Origin of the sequence: Acinetobacter brisouisimilis, assembly GCF_000368265.1 — a bacterium.
Taxonomy (GTDB): domain Bacteria; phylum Pseudomonadota; class Gammaproteobacteria; order Pseudomonadales; family Moraxellaceae; genus Acinetobacter.
The window spans coordinates 2,112,831-2,135,624 of the sequence record NZ_KB851219.1; the positions used below are offsets into that span (position 1 = coordinate 2,112,831).

The following is a 22,794-nucleotide window of genomic DNA, read 5'->3' on the forward strand; positions in this document are numbered from 1 at the left end:
AAACGCAGCACTTTCGATTATACTGCTAGGCCATAGACAAAAGTGCTTGAGAATTGGATTGGTTAATGGAACTACGCCATCTTCGATATTTTATTACCGTTGCAGAAGAACTTAATTTTAGTAAAGCAGCATTGAAACTGTACACTGCCCAACCCTCATTAAGCCAGCAAATCAAAGACTTAGAAGACGAAATTGGTGTCAAACTTCTCAATCGTACCAAACGTAAAGTCGAACTCACCGAGGAAGGTGCTATCTTTCTGGAACAAGCGCGCTTAACCATTGCTCAGGCAGAAAAAGCCGTTCGGCTGGCACGTGAAGCACATTTATCCAAACAGCAGATTTTAAAAATTGGTTTCATTACCACGGCTGAAGTTCGAGTTTTTCCTAAAATCTTGCCCAATTTACGTATGCTCTACCCAAATATTAAAGTCGATTTACAGATTCTCAACGGGAATGACCAGTATCGGGCTTTAAAAAAAGGCGATCTGGATATCGTATTCTCTCGTCAGTCTTTTGATGATCCCGAGATTGCAAACTTTGTCGTTTTACAAGATACGCTGGCGCTATTTTTAGCAAAACAGCATCCACTTGCAGCGCTGGAAACCATTCCACTACAGGCGCTCAATGATGTGAACTTGATTATGTCCAAAGCCAGTGCTTACGGCATCATGAATCAGGCCATTCTAGCATTTTTCAAACAGCACAATATTCAACCGCATATTGAAGAAAAAACTGAAAATATGGTGGAAAATATTGCCGAAATTGAACAGGGAATGAGTTGTTCAATCTTGCCACAATATCTTGACCCATTTATCAAACTCGATCACGTTGCAGTCCGTCAACTCGAATGTGATTTACCAACACTTGACCTGTATGTTAGTCACCGCAAACATAATAACAATGCGGCTGTTGAAAAGTTCCTCTCGGTTCTTGCCCAGCAATTTGACTTAGCAATGAATTAAAAAAAATGGGCTAAAATCAAATTTAGCCCATTTTGCCCCTTCTCTTTAAACTTGTGTCTTTAGTTCATGGCTGAGCCTGCGGATGCTTCACCCATAAGTGCCAAAAACTTTTGATAACTTGGTCTTTGTTTTACACTGTCTAAATAGCGCATTATTGATGGATGAGATTGCAACGTCCCGATTTTTAATTGCCAAAATAGTGATGCAGCAACCAGAATATCTGCTGTAGTAAACTGTGAACCACATAAAAACGGCGCTGCTTCATCCAAGCCCTGAATCAGCGCATGATAAGCATCTTGATCATCACCATAGCTCACAAACATTTTTTGATCTAGCTGGATGTGTAAACCTCGCATTTTATCTACAGTTAAAGATTCCCACGGGCCAGAGATAAAAAACAACCAACGGTAATACACGCCTCGTTTTGGATCATTCAATGCAGGAGCTAATTGTTTTTCCACAAATTTATCAGTCAAATATGCACAGATAGCGCCAAGTTCATAGATCACGACAGCATCATCTACAAGTGTCGGGACTTTACCAAATGGATTGATTTTTAAATATTCGGGTGCTTTCATGGTGGTGTTATAGGCAAGCTCAATACGCTCATATTCAACCCCTAGTTCCAAGAATAACCACTCGACCACGACACCACGTGATTGCTGATTGGTATACAGTTTAAGTGCCATTTCTATATTTCCTTGTTTATTGGTCTTATTCAAATATAGAGGACGAGATTGTCAGTTTTTGTCAGGAGTCGAATAATGTTTTTCCTGTTCCCACCATTGGCGAAATAGCTGCTGTTTAAACTGAGGATAGACGTCCTGACTCAAAACTAACTGCCGTACCCGATCAACCCTAAAATTACGAAATGCTTGTCGCAATTCACACCAAGCAGCAACCACAATTTTGTCGTTAAAATATCCCATCGCAAACGGCCATAAGGTTCTGATACTTTCGTTTTTTTGTTCATCGATATACGTTACCGAAATTTTGACTTGCTGCCGAATCGCCATCCGAATTTGTTCTAATATTTGCATATCGACAGGTAGCCACACATTAAAAGCCCTTAATGTTGTTTGCTCCATAAAATGCTGTCGATGTTTGGGCAATACTGCATCTAATTTCGCTAAAACCGCATTTGAGGCCAATTGTAATGATTGATCAGGTACGCTCTTCAACCAATACAATGCAAGAAAAATAGCTTCAATTTCTGTCTCATCCAATGTCATGGGCGGCAATAAAAAATCTTCTTTTAATTGAAAGCCCAATCCTGCGGCAGCTTCAATTCGCACACCTTGCGCTCTTAAAGTTTCAATATCACGATACACACTACGCACGCTAATCTGTAAGTGTTCAGCAAGGGTTTGCGCAGTGACAGGGTGTCGATATTCTCTTAAGCGCTGTAAAAGGTTCAGCAAACGAATGGAACGACTCATTATTTTCCTATTGTTATTATGAATAATGAGGAATCACCGTTCCCCATTATCTATGAAATCATTTCAATGCTTTTAATCAATGCGTGTTGAATAAAATGATGGCTTCACCCATTTTCTAGGCAAAATCCACCAAATAATGATGCAAAGCCGTGACATCATCGGCAATCATTAACGGTTTATATTGTTGTAATACATCTACCGAATGCACACCATAACTGACGCCCACACGCGGCATTTCGAGATTTTGCGCCATCTGCAAATCATAGCTTGAATCCCCAACCATAATTGCCTGTTCAGGAGCAATGCCTGTATAAGATAAAATTTCCTGTAGCATTTGAGGGTGCGGCTTAGACTGCGTCTCACTAGCAGCACGGGTGATATCGAACAAGTCCTGACTCTGGGTTTTTGCCAACACCCGATCTAAACCACGACGACTTTTCCCCGTTGCAACAGCCAATTTAAAACCACGCTGCTTCAAATCATGCAGCATGTCACTGACCCCATCGAACCACTGATCAGCTTGCGAATGTGCCACATAATGCTCTGCATAACTGTCCAAAATCGCAGAATGCAATTCGGGTACGTCAGGAAACAGGGTTTGCATGACCTCCGGTAATCCCAAGCCAATAATGCTTTTTGCAGCATCATCACTGAGTAGTTGCTGATGCTGCTGAGCTGCGAATTGTAAACTTGCCACAATTTGCCCAACCGAATTAAATAACGTGCCGTCCCAATCAAAAATGACCAATTGTTTTTGCACATTAAGCTCCTTTCGCCAATTCTTTAAGCAATTGCTGCATATCCTCTGGCAATTCAGCTTCAATCACAGGGTAATTTGGAATTTCTAATCGCATGGCATGTAGACACAAACGACGTGCTTCAGGGCCATTATAAGGCGTGGTATGTCCGTATTTATCGTCTCCAACCAACGGATGCCCAATGCTCTGACCATGCACACGAATCTGGTGAGTACGTCCAGATAAAGGCGATGCATGCACCAAAGTCGCCTGTTTAAAACGCTGTGCCACTTTCCACACAGTTTGGCTTGGTTTGCCTTCTTTTGAAACGCGCACACGACGCTCGCCATTGGCCAGCTCATAACGTAACAATGGCGCATCAATCAGTTGTTTATCGAGACTGACTTGCCCTTTGACAATCGCAGCATAAGTTTTTTGAATTTTATGCTCACGCAATAAATCCTGTAAATGCTTCAACGTACTACGTTTTTTACTGATCATCACCAAACCTGAAGTATCACGGTCAATGCGATGAATCAGCTCCAGATATTTTTTACCTGTTGCCGTGCGTAAAGCCTCAATCAGCCCATACGCCATGCCACTACCGCCATGCACCGCAATCCCTGAAGGCTTGTTCACGACCAATAAACCTTCATCTTCATATACCACACGGCTGAGCAGACTTTGTGCAACACCATCACTGACGGGAACATCGCTTTCTTGTTTTTGTTCATAGCGAATCGGCGCAACTCGAACTTGATCACCAATTTCTAGGCGGGTTTCAGCTTTAATACGTTTTTTATTGACTCGAACCTGACTTTCACGGATTAAACGGTAAATACGGCTTTTCGGCACACCTTTGAGTCGTGTAAATAAAAAATTGTCAACACGTTGCCCTGCTTGATGCTCAGTTACCTCAAACCAGGTCACACTTTGCCATTCTTGGTTGGTATTCATACAACTCGTTGAACCTTAAAATACTAGAATATGATTGAAAAATGATCGAATAAACTATTCTTTTCACAATAAACTTAAGCTTAGCCCATAGGCAGATGCCACAAGGTTTGATATAGTCAGCGCACGGATACCACCGTAAGTGAGTAAAATTGTCTACCATTTCAAAATAATGAAAGGTAGATCTCAGCTGAAACTCGGAAAGGTCCCAAAAGAATATGCCGCGCCGAAGGCTTATTATATCGGCAAAATTGTAGGCTGTTGCGTTAATTTGTACTTTATGCACGCAAAACAGCCTACCCCAAAAAATATGTCGCTAGTCTAGGCTAGTTATTAAACGTAAACTGAAACACATCAGACAAGTCTCCTGATGTCAAACTCAGGTCTCAGCGTTCGATGTATTGGATCTGTATGGCATGGCACGGATACGATGAACATTCCGTATACCAAGTGTTCCAAAACACCACCTGCTGCATACAGATAAAGTTTTTACATCCAATACACCGTCTGAGAACCCGTGAATCTTCAGGTGATTTTAGTCGATTAAGGATTAATGCAGTTTTGCATATTTATATGAATGAATCAGACTCCAACCCTTAAGTTGGCATAAGCGAGTGCGTGTGAACTCTACGTCACTCTTAAGATTCTTCATCATAAATACGCCACTGCAACAGACTTGTCGTTGTGCTTCAACGATTAGGTATTACACCCATGAAACGCATGTTGATCAATGCAACACATGCCGAAGAAGTTCGTGTTGCACTCATTACTGGTCATCGTTTATACGATTTTGACCTCGAAAACCGTACCCGTGAACAAAAAAAATCAAATATCTATAAAGGTCATGTCACCCGCGTAGAACCATCGCTTGAAGCTGTATTTGTTGAATACGGTGCAGGTCGTCAAGGTTTCCTGTCTATGCGCGAAATCGCACGCAGTTACCTCAATAGTGACCCACGTGAAAACAACAACATTCGCGAACTGATCAGTGAAGGTACTGAACTCTTAGTTCAAGTAGAAAAAGAAGAACGTGGCAACAAAGGTGCCGCTCTTTCTACCTATATTTCACTGGCAGGTCGTTATTTGGTTCTCATGCCAAACAACCCAAAAGGTGGTGGCATTAGCCGTCAAATTTCAGGTTCTGTGCGTGAAGAACTTAAAGAAAGACTAGCTTCACTCAATGTACCACGTGGCATGAGTGTAATCGTGCGTACTGCTGGTATTGGCCGCAGCCAAGAAGAATTGCAACTGGACTTACAACACCTACTGGATCTTTGGGCGCAAATTCAAAGCACTGCCAGTTCTGGCCCATCACCAATGTTAGTCCATCAAGAAGCGGGTGTTGTGACCCGTGCGATTCGCGATTACTTGCGTGATGATGTTGCGGAAATTTTAATTGATAGCGAACAAGCCTTTAACGAAGCATATAACTTTGTTAAAGCAGTTATGCCACGCCAACTCGATAAGTTAAAAACTTATACTTTAAATGAACCATTATTCGCACACTTCGGTATTGAAAGCCAAATTCAAACCGCTTACGAGCGTGAAGTGAAGTTACCGTCTGGTGGTTCGATTGTGATTGACCAAACTGAAGCCTTAGTGTCGATCGACATTAACTCAGCAAAATCAACTCGCGGTCACGATGTTGAAGAAACCGCATTAAATACCAACGTTGAAGCGGCTGAAGAAATTGCACGTCAGCTACGCTTGCGTGATATTGGCGGTTTAGTGGTCATTGACTTTATCGACATGACCAAAGACCGTAACCAGCGTGTAGTTGAAGCAAAACTTCGTGAAGCGACTCAAAGTGACCGCGCGCGTATCCAGTTTGGACAGTTGTCACGTTTTGGCTTAATGGAAATGAGCCGTCAGCGTTTACGCCCATCTCTAGAAGAAGCAACTGGTTACGTTTGCCCACGCTGTCACGGTACAGGTATGGTACGTGACTTACGCTCTCTTTCACTCTCTATCATGCGTAAAATTGAAGAGATTGCGTTACGTGAGCGCCATGGTGAAGTTCAGGTTGAAGTGCCTGTCGAAATTGCAGCGTTCTTGCTCAATGAAAAACGTCACAGCCTCGTTTATCTTGAACAGACTTCAAATGTGCGCGTTACTGTATTGCCTCATCCGCATTTAGAAACTCCACATTATGAAATTCAGTACAATCCTGAAGGCTTTGCACCGACGAGCTACGAGCGTACTGAAGCGACCCGCTCAAGTGAAAAAGAACTGGGTTATGAATCTTCTGACTGGCATTTGGAAGATGAACATCCTGCGCCAACTCAAGCGATTGAAAGCAAAAAGCACACCGCAACTGTTCAGAATATTGCCGAAGTTGTGCAACAACCTGCACCCGTTGTACAGAAAAACCTTCATGCCAATAGCCCATGTGCATGGCTAGAAAACCTGTTTGTTCAAAAACAGGCTCAAACTACTGATCAATCACGCTCTGCAAATAATGCTGCAGCAGCAATTGAACAGATGGTCAATAATGGCGCTGTTAGCCGTGGTCAATTTGGTCAAATACAGACAGCTCCTGTAACCACAATGACAGAACCAGTAACTGAAGTTGTTGCACCGACCAATAATAATGCTTATCTTTCATCACCTTCTGTGGTTTCAACAAATAAACCAGAAAAACGTGAATTCATCGAGAAGGAAGATAAAGGACCTCGCAGTAATAACAATAATAAAAAACAACGTAACAAGCATAAAGAACCTCGTGAACAGCAAGTTGCTGATCAGAACCTGAATCAAAATCAGGTTCATGAAGAAGTTGTACAGTTGTCACGTCAGGAAATGCGCGACCTAAAACGTCAACAAAAACGTCAGCAACAAGAGCAGAATTTTACTGAACAAACTACCAGTGAACCTGCTGCTGCCGTTCCGCGTCGTGACCGTAACCAACAACGCCCACAACGTCCAAATCGCCAGCGCGATACAAGCGTTTTGAACGTGGAACCAGCAACCGTAAATAACACCCCTGCTGTAGCTGCTACGACTCCAACTGAAGTTAAAGTCAATCTGGTTGATGTACCTCGTACACAAGAAACAGCAACGGCTTTGCTCGTTAATGTTGAACAGGAAACACGCGAAATTGTGGCATTACATGCCCAACAAGCGCGACCAGCACCTGCACAAAAGGCAGCGGTTGTTGCTGTATCTGAACAACCTGCACCTGTTCAGGCCGCTCAAGTAGAGCAACCTGTACCTGCTGTAGCCAATATTGCCACTCCTGAAGAAAAGACGCCTGAAAGCAAGCCGACTGCTCCAGCAGAAGTAAAACGTGCCAGCAACGATCCACGTATGCGCCGTCGCCAACAACGTGAAGCAAAAGCCAACGCTGCTCCGACAATCAAGCTCAACCCAAGCCAAGTTCCGGCATTGGCTCAGTACAACGTAGGCAGCTTGATTCGTCAGGTGTACGGTGAAGATTGTACGGTGCTGATTGAACAGTTTGGTCTTGTACCAACCTTCAACCGTGCATTGCTCAAATTTACTGAACAATATGTCAGTAGCTTAGCTGAGCAACAACCGACTCAAGTAGAAGCTGAGAAAAAACCTGTTACTCGTGATGTTGAGTTACCAAGTAAGGTTACTTCGGAAGCTGAGCCTGTAGACGTTTTGCCGCTTATTCCACCAAAAGCACCACAAGTTCGTGTTGCCAATGATCCACGTGAGCGTCGCCGTTTGGCAAAACAAGCCGCAGAACTGGCAAAAGTTCAGCATTTGCAAGAACAGCCAGAAGTTACGGCTAGCGTCACAGCCGAAGTGGTTGAAGCTGTAGAGCCTACAGTGATCGAAGCGGCAGTCGCTGTTGTAGAGACACCAGCATCTGTAGAAGAAACAGTTGAAACCGTCACCGCTGCTCCAGCAAACGAAGAAGTAGTCGTTCAAGAAGAAACTACTGTAGCAACGGCTGAGGTTGAAGCTGTTGAAGCTGTTGAAGCTGTTGAAGCTGTTGAAGCTGTTGAAGCTGTTGAAGCTGTTGAAGCTGTTGAAGCTAAAGCTGATGATGAAACAGAAGAAAACGCAACCAAACAGAGTAAAGACAAAGCGGCAGCTCGCCCACGTCGCCCACGTGGTCGCCCACCGAAAAAAGTGACTCCAACCACACCGACAGAATAAGTTTTCATTGTTTAAACCGCTTCCTTCGAGAAGCGGTTTTTACGTTAAGGCGTCGACTGTACGCTCCTTTCCATCTGCCGCAAACGTAGGAACATTATGAAACAATCTTCTACAGATATGATCGGATTGCGTGACATCTTCCACAAAATCCCTCAAATCGCACCTAAATTGCCACATATTCTTGCTGGGTTAAAACAGGCCTATCTACATGGTCAAAAAACACCAATAGGTCTGGCGGTTGCCTTTGAAAAAATGGCTCAACATTACCCTGAGCGCCCTGCTATATTATTTGAACAACAATCCCTGAGTTATCAGCAACTCAACCAGTGGGCAAACCAGATCGGGCATTATTTCCTTGCACAAGGTATTCAAAAGGGCGATGTCATTGCCTTAATGTTGAGTAACCGTCCAGAATTTTTCGCCAGCATTTTGGCACTGGCAAAAATTGGTGCAATTGCCGCTCTGGTCAATACGTCGCAATCAGGCAAAGTTCTTAGCCACAGTATTCGGCTGGTACAACCCAAAGCCGTGATCGTAGGAGATGAATATCAACAGGTATTTAATGCTATTCGCCATGAACTACATAGCGATGCTGTTCTATATTGGTTTGCAGATACAGAAACGCGCAAACAACCAGGCACAGCACCTGAAGGTTATCTCAATTTAGCACGCTGTGCCGATGCTTTTCCTGAATTCAATACGACGACAACCAAACATGTCTATGCCAAAGACGGGCTATTTTATATTTATACTTCTGGCACAACAGGCTTACCCAAAGCGGTGATTTTTAACCATGGGCGCTGGGCACTGGCCTATGGAACCTATGGGCATATGCTCAATCTAAATTGCAATGATGTTCTTTATGCACCATTACCCATGTACCATGCCACAGGTATTGTGGTGTGCTGGTGTGGAGTCATTGCTGGCGGTGCGGCACTGGCAACTCGACGTAAATATTCCACCAGTCAGTTTTGGCAAGATGTTGCCAAATTTAATGCTTCTGCACTGGGTTATGTTGGAGAAATCTGTCGCTATTTACTCGATGCTCCCGTTTCTGCACAAGATCGTCAACATCGAGTCAGTAAAATGATTGGTAACGGGATGCGCCCGAATATCTGGCATGAGTTTAAACAACGCTTTGGCGTTAGCGAAATTATGGAAATGTATGCTTCTAGTGAAGGTAACGTCGGATTTAGCAATCTGTTTAACTTTGACAACACGGTCGGCTTCTCACCTACACCCTTTGCGATTGTGCAATATGATCAAGAAAAGAATCAGCCGGTGCGCAACGCTCAAGGTTTTTGCCAACCTGTACAAAAAGGCGAAGTAGGTTTATTGATTGGAAAAATTACCAAACGCTCTCCATTTGATGGTTATACCGACGCCAACAAAAACCATGCCGTGATTTTGCAAAATGTATTTAAAACAGGTGATGCGTATTTTAATACAGGTGATTTGATGCGCAATTTGGGCTTTCGTCATGCTCAGTTTGTTGACCGCTTGGGCGATACGTTCCGCTGGAAAGGTGAAAATGTCTCAACAGCAGAAGTCGAAGGGATCTTATGTGAACACCCATTGATTCATGATGCTGTAGTGTATGGAGTCGAAATTCCTCAAACTAATGGGCGTGCAGGGATGGCAAGTATTACCTTGAGTGCAGGAACGGTTTTGGCAGAAGTTGATTTGGCTAAACTTTGGCAAGATTTTAAACAGGTTCTGCCTGCTTACGCCGTACCTGTGTTTTTACGCATTCATGAACAGCTTGAGACCACCAGCACTTTTAAATATCCGAAACAAAAATTAAAAAACCAAGGTTTTGATTTACAACAATCTGATGATCCGATTCTAGTTAACTTGCCAAATAGCCAGACCTACTGTGTGCTCACTCCTGAAATTTTTGCCAACATTCAACAATATCACTATCGTTTTTAGCTTATTTTTTAGCTAAAACATGCAATTTTGAGGGTTTTGTAAACAATTGATTCATTTTCTTGCAAAATCCTCTTGCCATCGTTGAAGATCTTGCTACAATACGCTCCATCAAGACGATATGGGTCGTTAGCTCAGTTGGTAGAGCAGCGGACTTTTAATCCGTTGGTCCCGCGTTCGAGTCGCGGACGACCCACCAAGATTCTAAAAAATCCTTTCTTTTTGAGAGGATTTTTTTTGCCTAAAATTCTTTAAATCTATTTTTATTCACTCAATCCAAATTGAAATTTGAGATCAATTACTGACACGTAACAAATAATAATTCTTTAAAGTATACGGATGTCCATGCTCAAAGAAATATCTGTTGATTTCAAAATTACGCTGACTATCCATCATAATATTTCTTTTATGATCAATTAGATAATACAAACATAAATGTTCGTTGAAATACACTACAACATATTTTTTATGATCTTCGGTGATCACTTTCCAACGAGCATGCTGATAATTCTGAGTTATGCGAGTATCAGCATAAACTTTACCAAAACTTTTAATCAAACGAAAAACTGATCCGTCGTCCATTAAGTTAATAATATATTCCACCGAACCCTGCTGTCCTGCATCACAATGGGCAATTGGATCTTGGCAAGAGATGGTCGCCATATAGCGTCCAACCATGGATTTTTCTTGGTTATTCAAGACATCATGCACTTCAGGCGGTGGGGTTTGCACAGGCATTACACTCTTCCCCGCTACATCTAAAAGTTTTTGCCCATCAACATCATGCTGTAAAGGTAAACTTGCTCCCCTCGTCTGATGTGAGTGTGTCAATCCATCAGATGGAGAATGAGGACTACAAGCAGCCAGTTGCCAAGCGCATTCAAGAATACATGCTAAATAAGTTATTGCTTTTATATAATAATTTAGCTGTTTCAACATAGGCTTGCCTTAGGAAGAATAAAGAGCTGTTAGGTGATAAAACAACTTCAGGCATTGTAATCAGAACGAGCATCCATTCTGTAAAAAATTACAGAAATTAACCCTTTTTTCTAAGCCTGCAAGTTGGAAAATGTATATTCAATCTCCATATATAAAATAGGACTTTATTAACAGTTTTTGCTAATATTGTGAAATTCTACTGCATAGATATAAACAGGAGACTGGCATGAGCAGCTCAGGGCTATACCGTTCAAGCAAACAACAAATCATTGCTGGTGTTATGGGGGGTATTGCTGAACGTTTTGGCTGGAATGCCAATGTAGTGCGTGTGCTATTTGTTTTAGTTTCTGTAATGAGTGCAGCATTCCCTGGCATCTTGATCTATATTATTTTATGGATTCTCATCCCAAAGCAGAAAAAAATATTTAATCCATCTATGCGTTACCAACAACCCATTCGCACCATACACGAAGAAAAATACCGTTAAATTTTAAAGTTTCACCACGATTTCCCCCCCCGAAAATCGTGGTTTTTTTATGCTTACTGTTTGAGCAACTGCTGCTGTAATGCGGCAATCATATCCGCACGGCTAATCATTCCAACCAAGTGCTGCTGCTCAACCACAGGAATATAATTAAACGAACGCTCAACAAAATACGGAATCAAATCAATCAAGGGTTGCTCAGGCTGCACAGTGACCACTTGGCGCTGCATAATCTGATAAACGAAATCCTCCCAAGGTGCGCGTGAATCTGCTGCGCGCTGAAACCATTCCATCACTTCATAGAGTGCCAAGGTTCCCAGTAATTTACCTGTTGCATCAACCACAGGTAAACTCATGAGGTTGACTTGCTTGAATTTGGCAAGTGCCTGCTGAATTGCATCTTGTGCATGTAGGGTAATCAGGTCACGACTCATGATATCGCGGCAGACATACGCCTGCGGTGAGCGTTGCTGGGCATGCTGTTGTGCCTGCAAGATAATGTCTTCTAACTGGTACTGACTGATATCTAGCAGTTCTGTCTGGTGTGCCAGAACATCTTGAATATCTTGCGGTTGAATGCCGACTTTTTGTGTTGGTGTCGGATCTTTACTTCGGGTATTGAGCTGTGCGGTCTGTGGATAGTGACGCCCGATACAACGGTTAAAAACGATTGCTATACCCAGCAGCAACAAAGAATTTAATAAAACAGGATAAGCAATAAATTTAAATCCCAAGTGATGTACAGATGCTCCACCCAGTACAGCAGTCATGGCAACAGCACCACTCGGTGGGTGTAATGAATCCGTACTCATCATCACAAAAATTGCCAAAGCAACTGCCAGACTAAATGCCACCGTTGTTTCAGGAATGTATTGTGCACACAGCACCCCAATCAAGGCTGCGAGAGTATTCCCAACCACAATATTCCATGGCTGTGCCAATGGGCTGGAAGGTACGGCAAACAACAATACCGACGATGCTCCCATTGGTGCGATATACCATGCGTTAAATTCGCCTAGTATCCACCAGCTTAGCCATGAAGAAACTGCTAATCCCAGCAATGCACCAAGCGCACAGAACATACGCTCTTTGACAGGCAAGAGTTTAAAATTCGGTTTGAGCCACTCCAGATTGAAATGCATATTTTCCTATCCACGAACTTGCATGAGCCCCATATTATAGAAGCCCAAACTTAAAGATGTATTTATTTTATATTTTATGAATATCAGTAAATCTGTTGATTGGCTGAAGGAAATATAGCGCCATTTAGCAGCTATTTGTCATACTGATCATTTCATTGAGCATCGGCAATTTTGCATAGAAGTCTTTGCCACTCACCTACAAAATCCTTATACTTAGGGACAATTTTTCTCATAATTCGTGGATGCTACATGAGTCGCGCCATCTCGCATATTGATACTTTTCAAGGCTTAATTCTTGCCTTACAAAATTACTGGGCCGAGCAAGGCTGTGTTGTTTTACAACCTTATGACATGGAAGTTGGCGCAGGAACATTCCACACGGCAACCTTCTTACGCGCCCTAGGTCCTGAAACATGGAACGCGGCTTACGTACAGCCATCTCGCCGTCCGAAAGATGGTCGTTATGGTGAAAACCCAAACCGCTTACAACATTATTATCAGTTCCAAGTCGTACTGAAGCCAAACCCAGACAACATTCAACAATTGTATCTGGACTCGCTCAAAGCGATTGGCATTGACACCCTCACCCACGACATTCGCTTTGTCGAAGACAACTGGGAATCTCCAACCCTTGGTGCTTGGGGCTTAGGCTGGGAAGTCTGGCTCAACGGCATGGAAGTGACTCAGTTTACTTACTTCCAGCAAGTCGGCGGGATTGAATGTTACCCTGTGACGGGCGAAATCACTTATGGTCTTGAACGCCTTGCGATGTACTTGCAAGGGGTTGACTCGGTTTATGACTTGGTTTGGACAAAAGGTCCATTTGGCACAGTGACTTATGGTGATGTGTTCCATCAAAATGAAGTGGAACAATCGACCTATAACTTTGAATACGCGCCTGTTGAAAAACTGTTTGAATTCTTCGATTTTTACGAATCTGAAGCCAACCGTCTGATTGAAGCTGAGCTGCCATTACCTGCGTATGAGCAAGTGATGAAAGCATCACACACCTTCAACTTGCTGGACGCACGTGGTGCAATTTCGGTGACTGAACGTCAGCGTTACATTTTACGTGTGCGTGCGTTAGCGCGTGCCATCGCACAAAGTTATGTCCAAGCGCGTGCCAAGTTGGGCTTCCCAATGGCAGAGCCGCATTTACGTGATGAAGTCTTGGCACAGTTACAAGCACAAGCCGAAGCAGAAGCTGCAAAAACGGAGAACAAATAATGACTCAACATACTGTTTTATTTGAACTCGGCTGTGAAGAACTTCCACCAAAAAGCTTAAAAGCCTTGCGTGATGCCCTACAGGCAGAAACGGTTAAAGGTTTACAAGAAGCAGGTTTAAACTTTGCTTCAATCGAAGCCTATGCTGCACCACGTCGTTTAGCCTTAAAAATTGTCAATGTCGATGGCGCACAGGCCGACTCGCAAAAACGCTTTGATGGCCCTGCTGTCCAAGCGGCTTATGATGCAGAAGGCAAACCAACCAAAGCTCTTGAAGGCTTTATGCGTGGTCAAGGCATTAGCGCTGAGCAAGTATCGACTTTCCAAGCAGGTAAAGTTGAAAAAGTGTGTTATTACAAAGACATTCACGGTCAAAGTCTGGATGTCCTTTTACCGCAAATTTTGCAAACTGCTTTGGATCGTTTACCGATTGCGAAACGTATGCGTTCAGCAGCAAGCCGTACCGAATTTGTTCGCCCTGTAAAATGGGTCGTATTGCTCAAAGATGATCAGGTTATTCCAGCGACCATTCAAGATCACCAAGCAGGTAACTTGAGTTACGGTCATCGTTTCCATGCACCTGAAGCGATTACTTTGGCAAATGCAGACGAATATTTACCAAAATTAAAAGCAGCGCATGTTGTGGCTTCTTTTGAAGAGCGCCAAGCAATCATCGATCAACAAGTCAAAGCACTTGCAGATGAAGTCAATGCGATTGCCATTGTGCCTGCTGACCTTCGTGACGAAGTCACGGCGTTAGTGGAATGGCCTGTTGCACTTCGTGCAAGCTTCGAAGAACGCTTCCTTGCTGTACCTCAAGAAGCCTTGATTACTACCATGCAGGACAACCAAAAATATTTCTGCTTGGTCAACAGTGACAATAAGCTTCAACCTTACTTCATTACTGTTTCAAATATTGAGTCCAAAGATCCGGCTCAAATCATTGAAGGCAATGAAAAAGTGGTACGCCCGCGTTTGAGCGATGCTGAATTCTTCTTCTTGCAAGATCAAAAACAACCACTTGCATCTCGTAAAGAAAAATTAGCCAACATGGTGTTCCAAGCGGAGTTGGGTACACTTTGGAACAAATCGGAGCGTATCGCCAAGTTAGCTGTTGCACTTACACCAATCACTGGTGCAAATGCTCAAGATGCTGAAAAAGCTGCGCTTCTTGCAAAATGTGACTTAACTTCAGAATTGGTCGGTGAATTTCCTGAGCTTCAAGGGATTGCAGGCACTTACTATGCCCGTATTGAAGGCGAAAATGATGAAGTTGCAGAAGCGCTAGGCGAGCAGTATTTGCCAAAATTCGCAGGGGATGTTTTACCAAAAACCAAAACAGGTACGACGATTGCGCTTGCTGACCGTTTAGATACGCTGGTTGGTATTTTTGGTATCGGACAAGCACCTACAGGTTCTAAAGACCCGTTTGCCCTTCGTCGTTCAGCGATTGGTATCTTACGTTTAATCATTGAAAATGAATTGGACGTAACCATCGAAGAATTGGTCAATCTTGCACTTCAAGGTTATGGCGAGATTGTCAAAGATCACGACAAGACTTTGGCAGATGCAGTTGCTTTCCTTGAAGGTCGTTACCGTGCCAAGTACGAAGACCAAGGCGTTGCTGTAGATGTACTGCAAGCAGTTCAAGCGTTATCACCAAAATCACCACTAGATTTTGACAAACGTGTCAATGCGGTAAACCACTTCCGTGCATTACCTGAAGCTGCGGCACTGGCTGCTGCCAACAAACGTGTTGCCAACATTCTTGCTAAAGAAGCAACACCTGAAGGGGCTGTGGTTGAAGCAAAACTGGTTGAAGATGCTGAAAAAGCATTATTTGCCGAGCTTCAAGCCGTTACTCCTGTTGTTGAACCATTACTTGCAGCAAAAGACTACACAACTGCACTGTCTAAGCTTGCAGCACTTCGTGCGCCAATTGATGCTTTCTTTGATGGTGTCATGGTGATGGCAGATGATGCTGAACTTAAAGCCAACCGCTTACGTTTATTGGCACAGTTGCGTCATTTGTTTACTGCTGTGGCGGATGTGAGTGTGTTGCAGCACTAAAGTTTGATTTTCTTGAAGTTTAAAGAAAACCCCGCTATAAAATGAGTGGGGTTTTTATTCATAAACTATGAATTTATGAGAATACTGAGCTACATTTTTATCGTCAACAAGAATCCCTAAGCTTAATTTTGGTCTCGTTAGACCTACATAGAATTTAGCACGTGTTGCATCTGCTAATTGATGATTCGGATCTATCAACCATTTCAGCATATCTTGCGTTGGATATAACAATACACGATCAAATGTCAAACCTTTTGCCACACCCATATTCATACATGAAAAACTTGGATCTACTTTTGTTGATACAGTTAGTCGTAGTTGTGTCGGGAAAAATTGATTTAAATAATTCGCAATCTTACTTTTTGGAACTATAAAAATCCCTAAATGTTCACTCTTATCTACACAGCAATTACATGGTTCTGTTGGACTAAAATTCTGATAAAGCAATGAAGATATTTCGCAAATAATTTTTTCATTTCTATGGGAATACTTTAAAGTTTTTTCATCAAGTTCACATAGATTTTTCCAAAATTTTAAGTAGAACTCTTTAACACCACCATTATTATAAGGCTTATATTTAGGTAAATTATTTGTGGAATAAGTACATTGTCGTGGGTCGCCAACTAAAATTACATTTTCTACTGCTTTTAAAATATTGGTAACTATATCAAAATCATATCCTGATAAATCTTGAATTTCATCAACGTAAATATGCTTGTAAATCCTACCAAGTCTATTAAAAATTAAATCATTATTTTTCTCGTGTGTTTTAACTATGAATTTAGCAACTTTATCTGAGAAGATTTTCCAATCTTTTGTAAAGTAATGAGAAAAGCTTTTTTCTAGAGTTCTAGGTGCAGACTGCCCTCCTTCTATGTACATAAATCCAATATTTAATGAATGTAATTGCTTAGTAAAAACACATTGATATGGTCTAAAACAGTCATTTAATAAAAAGTCGAACCATGTTTTAACTTCTATATAAGGGGGAATAAAACCATACTTTTTTATCAACTTCTTTTTAATTTCATTATGATTTTCAATCGTAAACGTCGTTATTAATACCTTTCCATCAACCACATCATGAGCTCGATTGATTAAATATGTAGTTTTTCCCGCTCCTGCCGCCGCAATCATAAGTTTTTTCATGATTTACACCATTCAACAACATCTTTAATATATTTTGGATATTCTAAAAATTCATTCGAATTGAATAGCTTTAATGCCCAATCAGTTTTTGCACCGATCATAAATTTTTTTATAGCATCAAAATTTTGCTCACCATCATAATCTATAACTGTACATAACTTAGAGAAATCTCCATTATTAGCATCAATAAACTGAGGTTCTAAAGTATTCAGCTTATCTCTAGGATCTGCACTAATTTTTATATGAGAAATACCATCATAATCTCGATATTTATTAATAATTTTCTCCTGAAATTTACCATCATTATCAGTAATTACAGCAACAGGCTTCTTAACTAACTTAGCTATTTCTAAAAAACGTTTAAAGACTAATCCTGCAACACTAATAACATCTATACCATCTTCAATAGGTAACCTCCCCATATTCTGCTGCATATAAAGCTTTTGAAATACCAACTCATCTGATGGGCCTTCAACAAGTACAGCTTTTTTACAAAGAATAAGTCTGAGTGTGTTGTAACCAGCTAATTTTTGAAAATACTCATAAGTATCAGATGGTAAATCCCTAAAAAACTTAGTTTTCTTATTATCTATTAAAATTAAATTTTCTAGACCTAATTTATTTGCAACAAAACTACTATGTGTTGTAATAATAATTTGTTTACCCTCTCCCTTTTCTTTTATTTGCTTTACTAGAGAGTTCAATTTTGTATGAGATAAATGATTCTCGGGCTCTTCTATTAAAATTAAATTAGATTCTTCAGTTTTCTTATTTGCTAAAGCTAAATTAGTCTTAACTATGCACTGCTCTCCTTTCCCAATCTGATCAAAAGGAATATTATTAAAATTTGTTGTAAGCTGACTTTCCCATGAATTATTAGAGCTTAAATCAACTGTAATAGATAACTGCTTATCCGAAATTGGTATATGGCCTGTGATCTTATTATTAAGATCAATTATATTTTCGTCCTCATTAAAACGCTCTTTTAGTTTTCTATAAGATAGTGAAAGCCCTATCTGCTCTTGCTTATTAAGCCCATCTTTTATAATTTTTGAAAGATATAGATCTGAGCCATTTTTCACCTTAGAGGTTGCAGACTCAATTAATACAGATTTGATTGGAACAATCCTGCTAATCATAGTTTTTCTAGCAAATGACTGCCATTGAATATGGAAATATTCGATAGGAATCGATGTTTGTTCTTCTTCTAATTGAAGTAAATTTTGATATAAGTCAGCATAGGCATCATCAAGTTTGATTTCAAATCTAACCCCTTGTACCTTAGGATTATGCTCTGAATTTAAAGAACCTTCAAATTCAGTCAATTTATCATTATGCTGAAAATATACTTCAATTAATAACTCAGGTAACTCTGTAGCTTTATCTATTTTTATCTTTGTTAAATATTCTTCTACTATTTCATAATTAAATAAATATTGGTGAAAATCGTGTTTTAAGTACTTTCCATCTAACATTCCCGATAGACATAAATGTACAGCTTCTAGAATTGTGGATTTCCCAGCTTCATTATCGCCAACAAGAATATTGAGTCCATCATTAAATTCTATGACTGTACGATCTTTAAAACTCTTATAATTTTGAAGTACTAATTTTTTTATTTTCATTGGTTACTCTTTACCATATAAAACATAAAGCTAATATAATCTATAACTTAAATATTATGGCAATCATTTTCTTATCTTCTTATTTCAAGAATCTACATAATAAAAATTTCCAATCGTTATCATATCGTATGAGTTTCTTCTCTTTCCCACCTATTTGTGCAATCTCATCCTAAAATGCTGACTATCAACAGGATGAGATCTTGCGATGCCTTTAAGCCCAATCAAACTATTTTTATTGAGTAGTTGCCTTGTTGCAGCACCGTCAGTTTTTGCAATAACCGAAACTCAACCCAGCACTCCCAATGCGCCACTGCCTGATAACCCAAGTTTAGGGCGTGTGATTTTATATAAAACAGGACAAACCATGCAGCGTATTGGCAATGCCACACAGCGCGGTGCAGACAAAGCCTCAGATAAAATTCAGCAAAAATGGGACAATACTAAAGAATTTGGCGCAGAAAAAACCCAAGCCGTGCAGGAAAAAGCCAGTGATGTACAACAAACTGCCGAGAAAAAATGGCAACAAGCCAAAGACGTGGTGACAGGAAACCGTAACGATACATCTCCTGTCCCGATTGAACAAAAACCTTTAAGCCAACCCACCAGTAATTAATTGACTTGGCGAATGATTTTTCCAGAGATAAAGCCCTGCGCATTTTCAGTGAGTTGCTGCACAATGCGCTGACGGGCTTGCACACTGCCCCATGCCGAATGCGGGGTAATAATCAGATTGGGGATCATTGTATCCAACAAGAGATTACCCAGCTTAGGTGGCTCAACGGTTAAAACATCGGTTGCAGCACCTGCCAGTTTGCCGTGCTGTAAGGCATGTGCCAATGCTGCTTCATTGACAATACCACCACGTGCAGTGTTGACCAAAAATGCACTCGGTTTCATCAACGCCAGTTCTTTTTCAGCAATTAAATCTTTGGTGCTGTCATTCAGCGGACAATGCAAAGTCAGTACATCGACTTGTGGTAAAAGTTCTTCGAGTGACAAACGTCCTGCATGTTGACGATTCGGCAGATTCCCGACCAAGATCTTCATTCCCAACGCCTGTGCCAAACGAGCAACTTCCTGCCCCAGTTCGCCATAGCCGAGCACACCTAAGGTTTTACCCGACAATTCCACAATTGGAAAATCTAAAAAGCAGAACTGTTCTGCCCGTTGCCAGCGCCCCTGCTGCACTGCCTGATGGTATTTCAACACATTGGTGGCCAATGCCAACATCAGTGTCAGTGTGTGCTGTGCCACCGATGCAGTGCCATAGCCCTGACAGTTACACACCACAATGCCCTGCGCTTGTGCTGCTTTTAAATCGACATTGTTGGTGCCCGTGGCAGAAATTAAAATCAGTTTCAGTTTTGGCAGTTGCTGAATCGTTTCGGCAGTTAAAACCACTTTATTTACGATTGCAACTTCAGCATCGGCAAGGCGCGGCAAGACCTGCTCAGGCGTAGTTGCCTCATATAATTGCAACGCTGCAAAAGCAGCATCTAATGGAGTAAAGTCCAAGTCATTTTGATCTAAACTGGCATAATCTAAAAATACTGCTTTTAAACCTGTCATGCGTCATCCTTTATTGTGTTTTTTAGAAAAAATCATCCAACCTGAATGCAGTGAAAATTTTTACTCAACATTAACGCTTTTAGTGACCTTGACCAATTGATTTCACATAAAAAAAGCAGAAAAACGGGTAGTTTTTCTGCCGAATAAGTCTATATATTCAAGACTATGCCAATATAAATTTCTCTTCATCAAGCAACGGCGGCTCAACAAAATAACAAATACCCAAACTATCACAGCGCATATTTTGCTCTTTATAGCTCAACACATAATACTCAGGGTATTTCTTCACCACGATTGGGCTCATATCCATCGACAAGGCATCGTCTTCTTTGAACAATTTCATGACACGACGATCATTCATTCCGACAATATAACGCTCATTGTTCAGTTCAATTTTGACAATACAACTCGATTTAATCAGCAATGGAATCAAATATTTATAATTCAGATGAATTGCTTCTTCAGGGTAACTTTCAATCTTGTTGCTAATAATATTAAACACCAGAAAATTACCATAGCAGTCTTGCAACTGAGTCGGATGATTATCTTGTGGCAGATTGACCTTAATCCCGAGTTTTTGCAAATCCTGCTCAGTGACCTGACGGCGGCTCAACATAATTCGGGTAATAAGTTGCTTTAAGTTAGCATCGAGGTATTGATCCTCAAGCTGCAAATCATTACTACGTAAAATCCGTCCGAGCGCGGCACTATGGCGCGATAATAAGTTGTTAATCACTGTGCGATAGTAGAATTTGCTCTTTTTCTTGACCGTACGCATTTGTTGGTAAAAATAGTTTTTATTCCATGGATGACGAATAAAATCATTCAGCAAACTTGAGCTCGCCAAAACCGACAGCGCCTCATGCCCTGTAAATGGCAAGTGCAAAGTATGTAGCTGTGGCAAGATATGTTTGATTTTTAAATAATGTTCGCGGTCATTGGCATAGTATGGGTCATACACCACAATGTATTCACTGTTTGAGCAGACATCTTGCGTGGTGATATGCATGTCCTGATGCAAGCTTTCATCAAAAAACTCAGTATAACGGCGATCTTCAATTTCCTGCGGGTCAATGCTGTACTGCGGCACAAAAGCAATCACACGGTTCATTTTCAATAATTTAGAATATTTAATTGCCGCATAGCCCCCCATTGAACCACCATAACCGACCACTGTTTCAAACTGGTCCAGAATGGGTTGTACCGCGCTCATCATCGCCTGCATACTCGCCACAGGAAACCATGATTTAATTTTTGGCATTACGCCAATCACGTTATATTCATACTTCGCCAACGACTTTTCTGCATTAATCGTTAAGCCTTTGGCGCGAGTAATTAAATCTCCAAACGAAAAAATCAGTTCTTTGGAATTTCCTTTTAGAAAAATAACCCGGATTTGTTCGTCTTCAAAAATAATTTGCTTATCCATTCACGCACCGAAAATAAAAATTAGCGACTGCCAAAATGCAATCAAAAAAGAAGGGACTGGCGAATGCCTATTGTATAAAGGCAATAGAGATTAAACAGGGCAAAATATGACATCTTGCCACGCCGCGGTCAGATTTTTGTATTTTAAAACCAATCTGCTACATCCCAAAATGGATTTTGTTAAAAAGTCATTAAATTCATGTTTTAGCACAATTTCGCAACACAATTCATATAAATTCAATGAAATTAATTAAGCTGTCACAATGCTGCGCTTGAATATTGGATTATTCCAATTGAGGGAAAATTGGGCAATGTATTATGTAAAAACAACAGCTGGGCAAGAAGCATTACAACAACGCTCTAAACAACTTTCAGCCAAACAACGTCAGTTATTATTTCTCATGGGTACGGATGATTTTGATAAATTACCCGCCGCCAGCCGCCAACGCCTATTTCAGCCAGAGGTTATTGATCATTTACTGGAGCTGGGTTTTATTACCAATTTAGCGCCAGAAACAGAAACAGAAACAGAAACAGAAACAGAAACAGAAACAGAAACAGAAACCATTGCTGCAGCTATCCCCACTGTCAATGTGCTTTCTCAAGTCTTGCAGCGCTATTCTCAGCCCCGAGCTAAACCAACATTAGCCGAAGAAATTGCCGAAGAAGAGCAGCAGGCAGCGTTCAAGCTTGATACGACTCCTCCACCCGATCTGGATACTGCACTCAACTTTCCTGCCATTAAAGGCTTGATGATTGATACTCTACGACAATACGGTGGGCTGTTGGCAAGAGGCTTAATTGAGAAAATCGACAAGTGTGAAAATACCAGTGAACTAAAACGCTGCCATATGGCATGGGTGACACTATTGCAGGAAACCCGTTTGCCTGCCAAGCAACTGCATAGCCAAGTAAAACACTTACAGAAATTTTATCATTTGCATGAAACAGAAACTCACCAGTAGTTGAGCCTGTACACAAAGTCATTTACAGTAAAATAAAATTAAGATCTG

The 22,794-nt window shown here is 41.2% G+C and carries 18 protein-coding genes and 1 tRNA gene; 9 read left to right on the top strand and 10 right to left on the bottom strand.

Annotation, left to right across the window (positions count from 1 at the left end; all coding sequences use genetic code 11):
* The first annotated feature begins 65 nt into the window (after positions 1–65).
* Positions 66–962, top strand: a complete 897-nt coding sequence (locus F975_RS13750) for a LysR substrate-binding domain-containing protein (protein ID WP_004754356.1) — start codon at positions 66–68, stop codon at positions 960–962.
* Positions 963–1,021: 59 nt separating this feature from the next.
* Here the strand turns inward: F975_RS13750 and F975_RS13755 are convergent, their stop codons facing one another.
* The 4 genes from F975_RS13755 to F975_RS13770 all read right to left on the bottom strand — a co-directional run bounded on the left by F975_RS13755 (position 1,022) and on the right by F975_RS13770 (position 4,095).
* On the bottom strand, positions 1,022–1,651 hold the full coding sequence (locus F975_RS13755; protein ID WP_004754358.1) for a glutathione S-transferase family protein: 630 nt from the start codon (positions 1,649–1,651) through the stop codon (positions 1,022–1,024).
* Positions 1,652–1,702: 51 nt separating this feature from the next.
* Positions 1,703–2,401, bottom strand: coding sequence for a helix-turn-helix transcriptional regulator (locus F975_RS13760; protein ID WP_004754359.1), 699 nt, complete (start codon positions 2,399–2,401; stop codon positions 1,703–1,705).
* Between the two features lie 115 nt (positions 2,402–2,516).
* On the bottom strand, positions 2,517–3,161 hold the full coding sequence (locus F975_RS13765) for an HAD family hydrolase (RefSeq protein WP_004754360.1): 645 nt from the start codon (positions 3,159–3,161) through the stop codon (positions 2,517–2,519).
* Between the two features lies 1 nt (position 3,162).
* Positions 3,163–4,095, bottom strand: coding sequence for an RluA family pseudouridine synthase (locus F975_RS13770; RefSeq protein ID WP_004754363.1), 933 nt, complete (start codon positions 4,093–4,095; stop codon positions 3,163–3,165).
* Positions 4,096–4,803: 708 nt separating this feature from the next.
* Between F975_RS13770 and F975_RS13775 the strand changes: the two genes are divergently transcribed.
* From F975_RS13775 to F975_RS13785, 3 genes are all read left to right on the top strand, one after another.
* A complete protein-coding gene (locus F975_RS13775) occupies positions 4,804–8,220 on the top strand; it encodes an Rne/Rng family ribonuclease (RefSeq protein ID WP_004754364.1) in 3,417 nt (1,138 codons plus the stop codon).
* A gap of 93 nt (positions 8,221–8,313) precedes the next feature.
* The gene (locus F975_RS13780; RefSeq protein ID WP_171063191.1) at positions 8,314–10,152 is read left to right on the top strand and encodes a long-chain-acyl-CoA synthetase; all 1,839 of its coding nucleotides are present in this window, start codon (positions 8,314–8,316) and stop codon (positions 10,150–10,152) included.
* A 120-nt stretch (positions 10,153–10,272) separates the two neighbouring features.
* Positions 10,273–10,348: transfer RNA gene (locus F975_RS13785), tRNA-Lys, on the top strand.
* A 95-nt stretch (positions 10,349–10,443) separates the two neighbouring features.
* Here the strand turns inward: F975_RS13785 and F975_RS13790 are convergent.
* On the bottom strand, positions 10,444–11,088 hold the full coding sequence (locus tag F975_RS13790) for a hypothetical protein (protein ID WP_004754367.1): 645 nt from the start codon (positions 11,086–11,088) through the stop codon (positions 10,444–10,446).
* 226 nt (positions 11,089–11,314) lie between these two features.
* Here F975_RS13790 and F975_RS13795 point away from each other — a divergent pair, with 226 nt between their 5' ends.
* Positions 11,315–11,575, top strand: a complete 261-nt coding sequence (locus F975_RS13795) for a PspC domain-containing protein (RefSeq protein WP_004754369.1) — start codon at positions 11,315–11,317, stop codon at positions 11,573–11,575.
* Between the two features lie 53 nt (positions 11,576–11,628).
* Here F975_RS13795 and F975_RS13800 read toward each other — a convergent pair whose 3' ends face one another.
* A complete protein-coding gene (locus F975_RS13800; RefSeq protein WP_004754371.1) occupies positions 11,629–12,714 on the bottom strand; it encodes an HPP family protein in 1,086 nt (361 codons plus the stop codon).
* A gap of 249 nt (positions 12,715–12,963) precedes the next feature.
* Here F975_RS13800 and glyQ point away from each other — a divergent pair, with 249 nt between their 5' ends.
* Together glyQ and glyS are read left to right on the top strand one after the other, a co-directional pair.
* A complete protein-coding gene (gene glyQ / locus F975_RS13805; RefSeq protein WP_004754373.1) occupies positions 12,964–13,941 on the top strand; it encodes a glycine--tRNA ligase subunit alpha in 978 nt (325 codons plus the stop codon).
* Entirely contained in the window at positions 13,941–16,010 is a 2,070-nt protein-coding gene (glyS, locus tag F975_RS13810) for a glycine--tRNA ligase subunit beta (RefSeq protein ID WP_004754375.1), read from the top strand. Before glyQ ends, glyS begins: the two co-directional genes overlap by 1 nt.
* A 54-nt stretch (positions 16,011–16,064) precedes the next feature.
* Here glyS and F975_RS13815 read toward each other — a convergent pair whose 3' ends face one another.
* Positions 16,065–17,159: a UvrD-helicase domain-containing protein gene (locus F975_RS13815; protein ID WP_004754376.1), complete on the bottom strand. Its 1,095-nt coding sequence runs from the start codon at positions 17,157–17,159 to the stop codon at positions 16,065–16,067.
* A complete protein-coding gene (locus F975_RS13820; RefSeq protein WP_004754379.1) occupies positions 17,156–18,784 on the bottom strand; it encodes an ATP-dependent nuclease in 1,629 nt (542 codons plus the stop codon). Before F975_RS13820 ends, F975_RS13815 begins: the two co-directional genes overlap by 4 nt.
* 205 nt (positions 18,785–18,989) lie before the next feature.
* Between F975_RS13820 and F975_RS13825 the strand changes: the two genes are divergently transcribed.
* Positions 18,990–19,397, top strand: coding sequence for a hypothetical protein (locus tag F975_RS13825; RefSeq protein ID WP_004754380.1), 408 nt, complete (start codon positions 18,990–18,992; stop codon positions 19,395–19,397).
* On the opposite strand, the gene F975_RS13830 is transcribed toward F975_RS13825, so the two are convergent.
* Together F975_RS13830 and F975_RS13835 are read right to left on the bottom strand one after the other, a co-directional pair.
* Entirely contained in the window at positions 19,394–20,353 is a 960-nt protein-coding gene (locus tag F975_RS13830) for a 2-hydroxyacid dehydrogenase (protein ID WP_004754383.1), read from the bottom strand. The two genes, F975_RS13825 and F975_RS13830, sit on opposite strands and share 4 nt — an antisense overlap.
* Positions 20,354–20,516: 163 nt before the next feature.
* Entirely contained in the window at positions 20,517–21,782 is a 1,266-nt protein-coding gene (locus tag F975_RS13835) for a hypothetical protein (protein WP_004754384.1), read from the bottom strand.
* A 310-nt stretch (positions 21,783–22,092) separates the two neighbouring features.
* Between F975_RS13835 and F975_RS13840 the strand changes: the two genes are divergently transcribed.
* Positions 22,093–22,746, top strand: a complete 654-nt coding sequence (locus F975_RS13840; RefSeq protein ID WP_004754387.1) for a hypothetical protein — start codon at positions 22,093–22,095, stop codon at positions 22,744–22,746.
* Positions 22,747–22,794: the final 48 nt, after the last annotated feature.

Excerpts from the sequence above, each read along its gene's own strand:
- F975_RS13750 (WP_004754356.1), top strand. The coding sequence starts at position 66 with ATGGAACTACGCCATCTTCGATATTTTATTACCGTTGCAGAAGAACTT.
- F975_RS13755 (WP_004754358.1), bottom strand. The coding sequence starts at position 1,651 with ATGGCACTTAAACTGTATACCAATCAGCAATCACGTGGTGTCGTGGTC.
- F975_RS13760 (WP_004754359.1), bottom strand. The coding sequence starts at position 2,401 with ATGAGTCGTTCCATTCGTTTGCTGAACCTTTTACAGCGCTTAAGAGAA.
- F975_RS13770 (WP_004754363.1), bottom strand. The coding sequence starts at position 4,095 with ATGAATACCAACCAAGAATGGCAAAGTGTGACCTGGTTTGAGGTAACT.
- F975_RS13775 (WP_004754364.1), top strand. The coding sequence starts at position 4,804 with ATGAAACGCATGTTGATCAATGCAACACATGCCGAAGAAGTTCGTGTT.
- F975_RS13790 (WP_004754367.1), bottom strand. The coding sequence starts at position 11,088 with ATGTTGAAACAGCTAAATTATTATATAAAAGCAATAACTTATTTAGCA.
- F975_RS13795 (WP_004754369.1), top strand. The coding sequence starts at position 11,315 with ATGAGCAGCTCAGGGCTATACCGTTCAAGCAAACAACAAATCATTGCT.
- F975_RS13800 (WP_004754371.1), bottom strand. The coding sequence starts at position 12,714 with ATGCATTTCAATCTGGAGTGGCTCAAACCGAATTTTAAACTCTTGCCT.
- glyQ (WP_004754373.1), top strand. The coding sequence starts at position 12,964 with ATGAGTCGCGCCATCTCGCATATTGATACTTTTCAAGGCTTAATTCTT.
- glyS (WP_004754375.1), top strand. The coding sequence starts at position 13,941 with ATGACTCAACATACTGTTTTATTTGAACTCGGCTGTGAAGAACTTCCA.
- F975_RS13815 (WP_004754376.1), bottom strand. The coding sequence starts at position 17,159 with ATGAAAAAACTTATGATTGCGGCGGCAGGAGCGGGAAAAACTACATAT.
- F975_RS13820 (WP_004754379.1), bottom strand. The coding sequence starts at position 18,784 with ATGAAAATAAAAAAATTAGTACTTCAAAATTATAAGAGTTTTAAAGAT.
- F975_RS13825 (WP_004754380.1), top strand. The coding sequence starts at position 18,990 with ATGCCTTTAAGCCCAATCAAACTATTTTTATTGAGTAGTTGCCTTGTT.
- F975_RS13830 (WP_004754383.1), bottom strand. The coding sequence starts at position 20,353 with ATGACAGGTTTAAAAGCAGTATTTTTAGATTATGCCAGTTTAGATCAA.
- F975_RS13835 (WP_004754384.1), bottom strand. The coding sequence starts at position 21,782 with ATGGATAAGCAAATTATTTTTGAAGACGAACAAATCCGGGTTATTTTT.
- F975_RS13840 (WP_004754387.1), top strand. The coding sequence starts at position 22,093 with ATGTATTATGTAAAAACAACAGCTGGGCAAGAAGCATTACAACAACGC.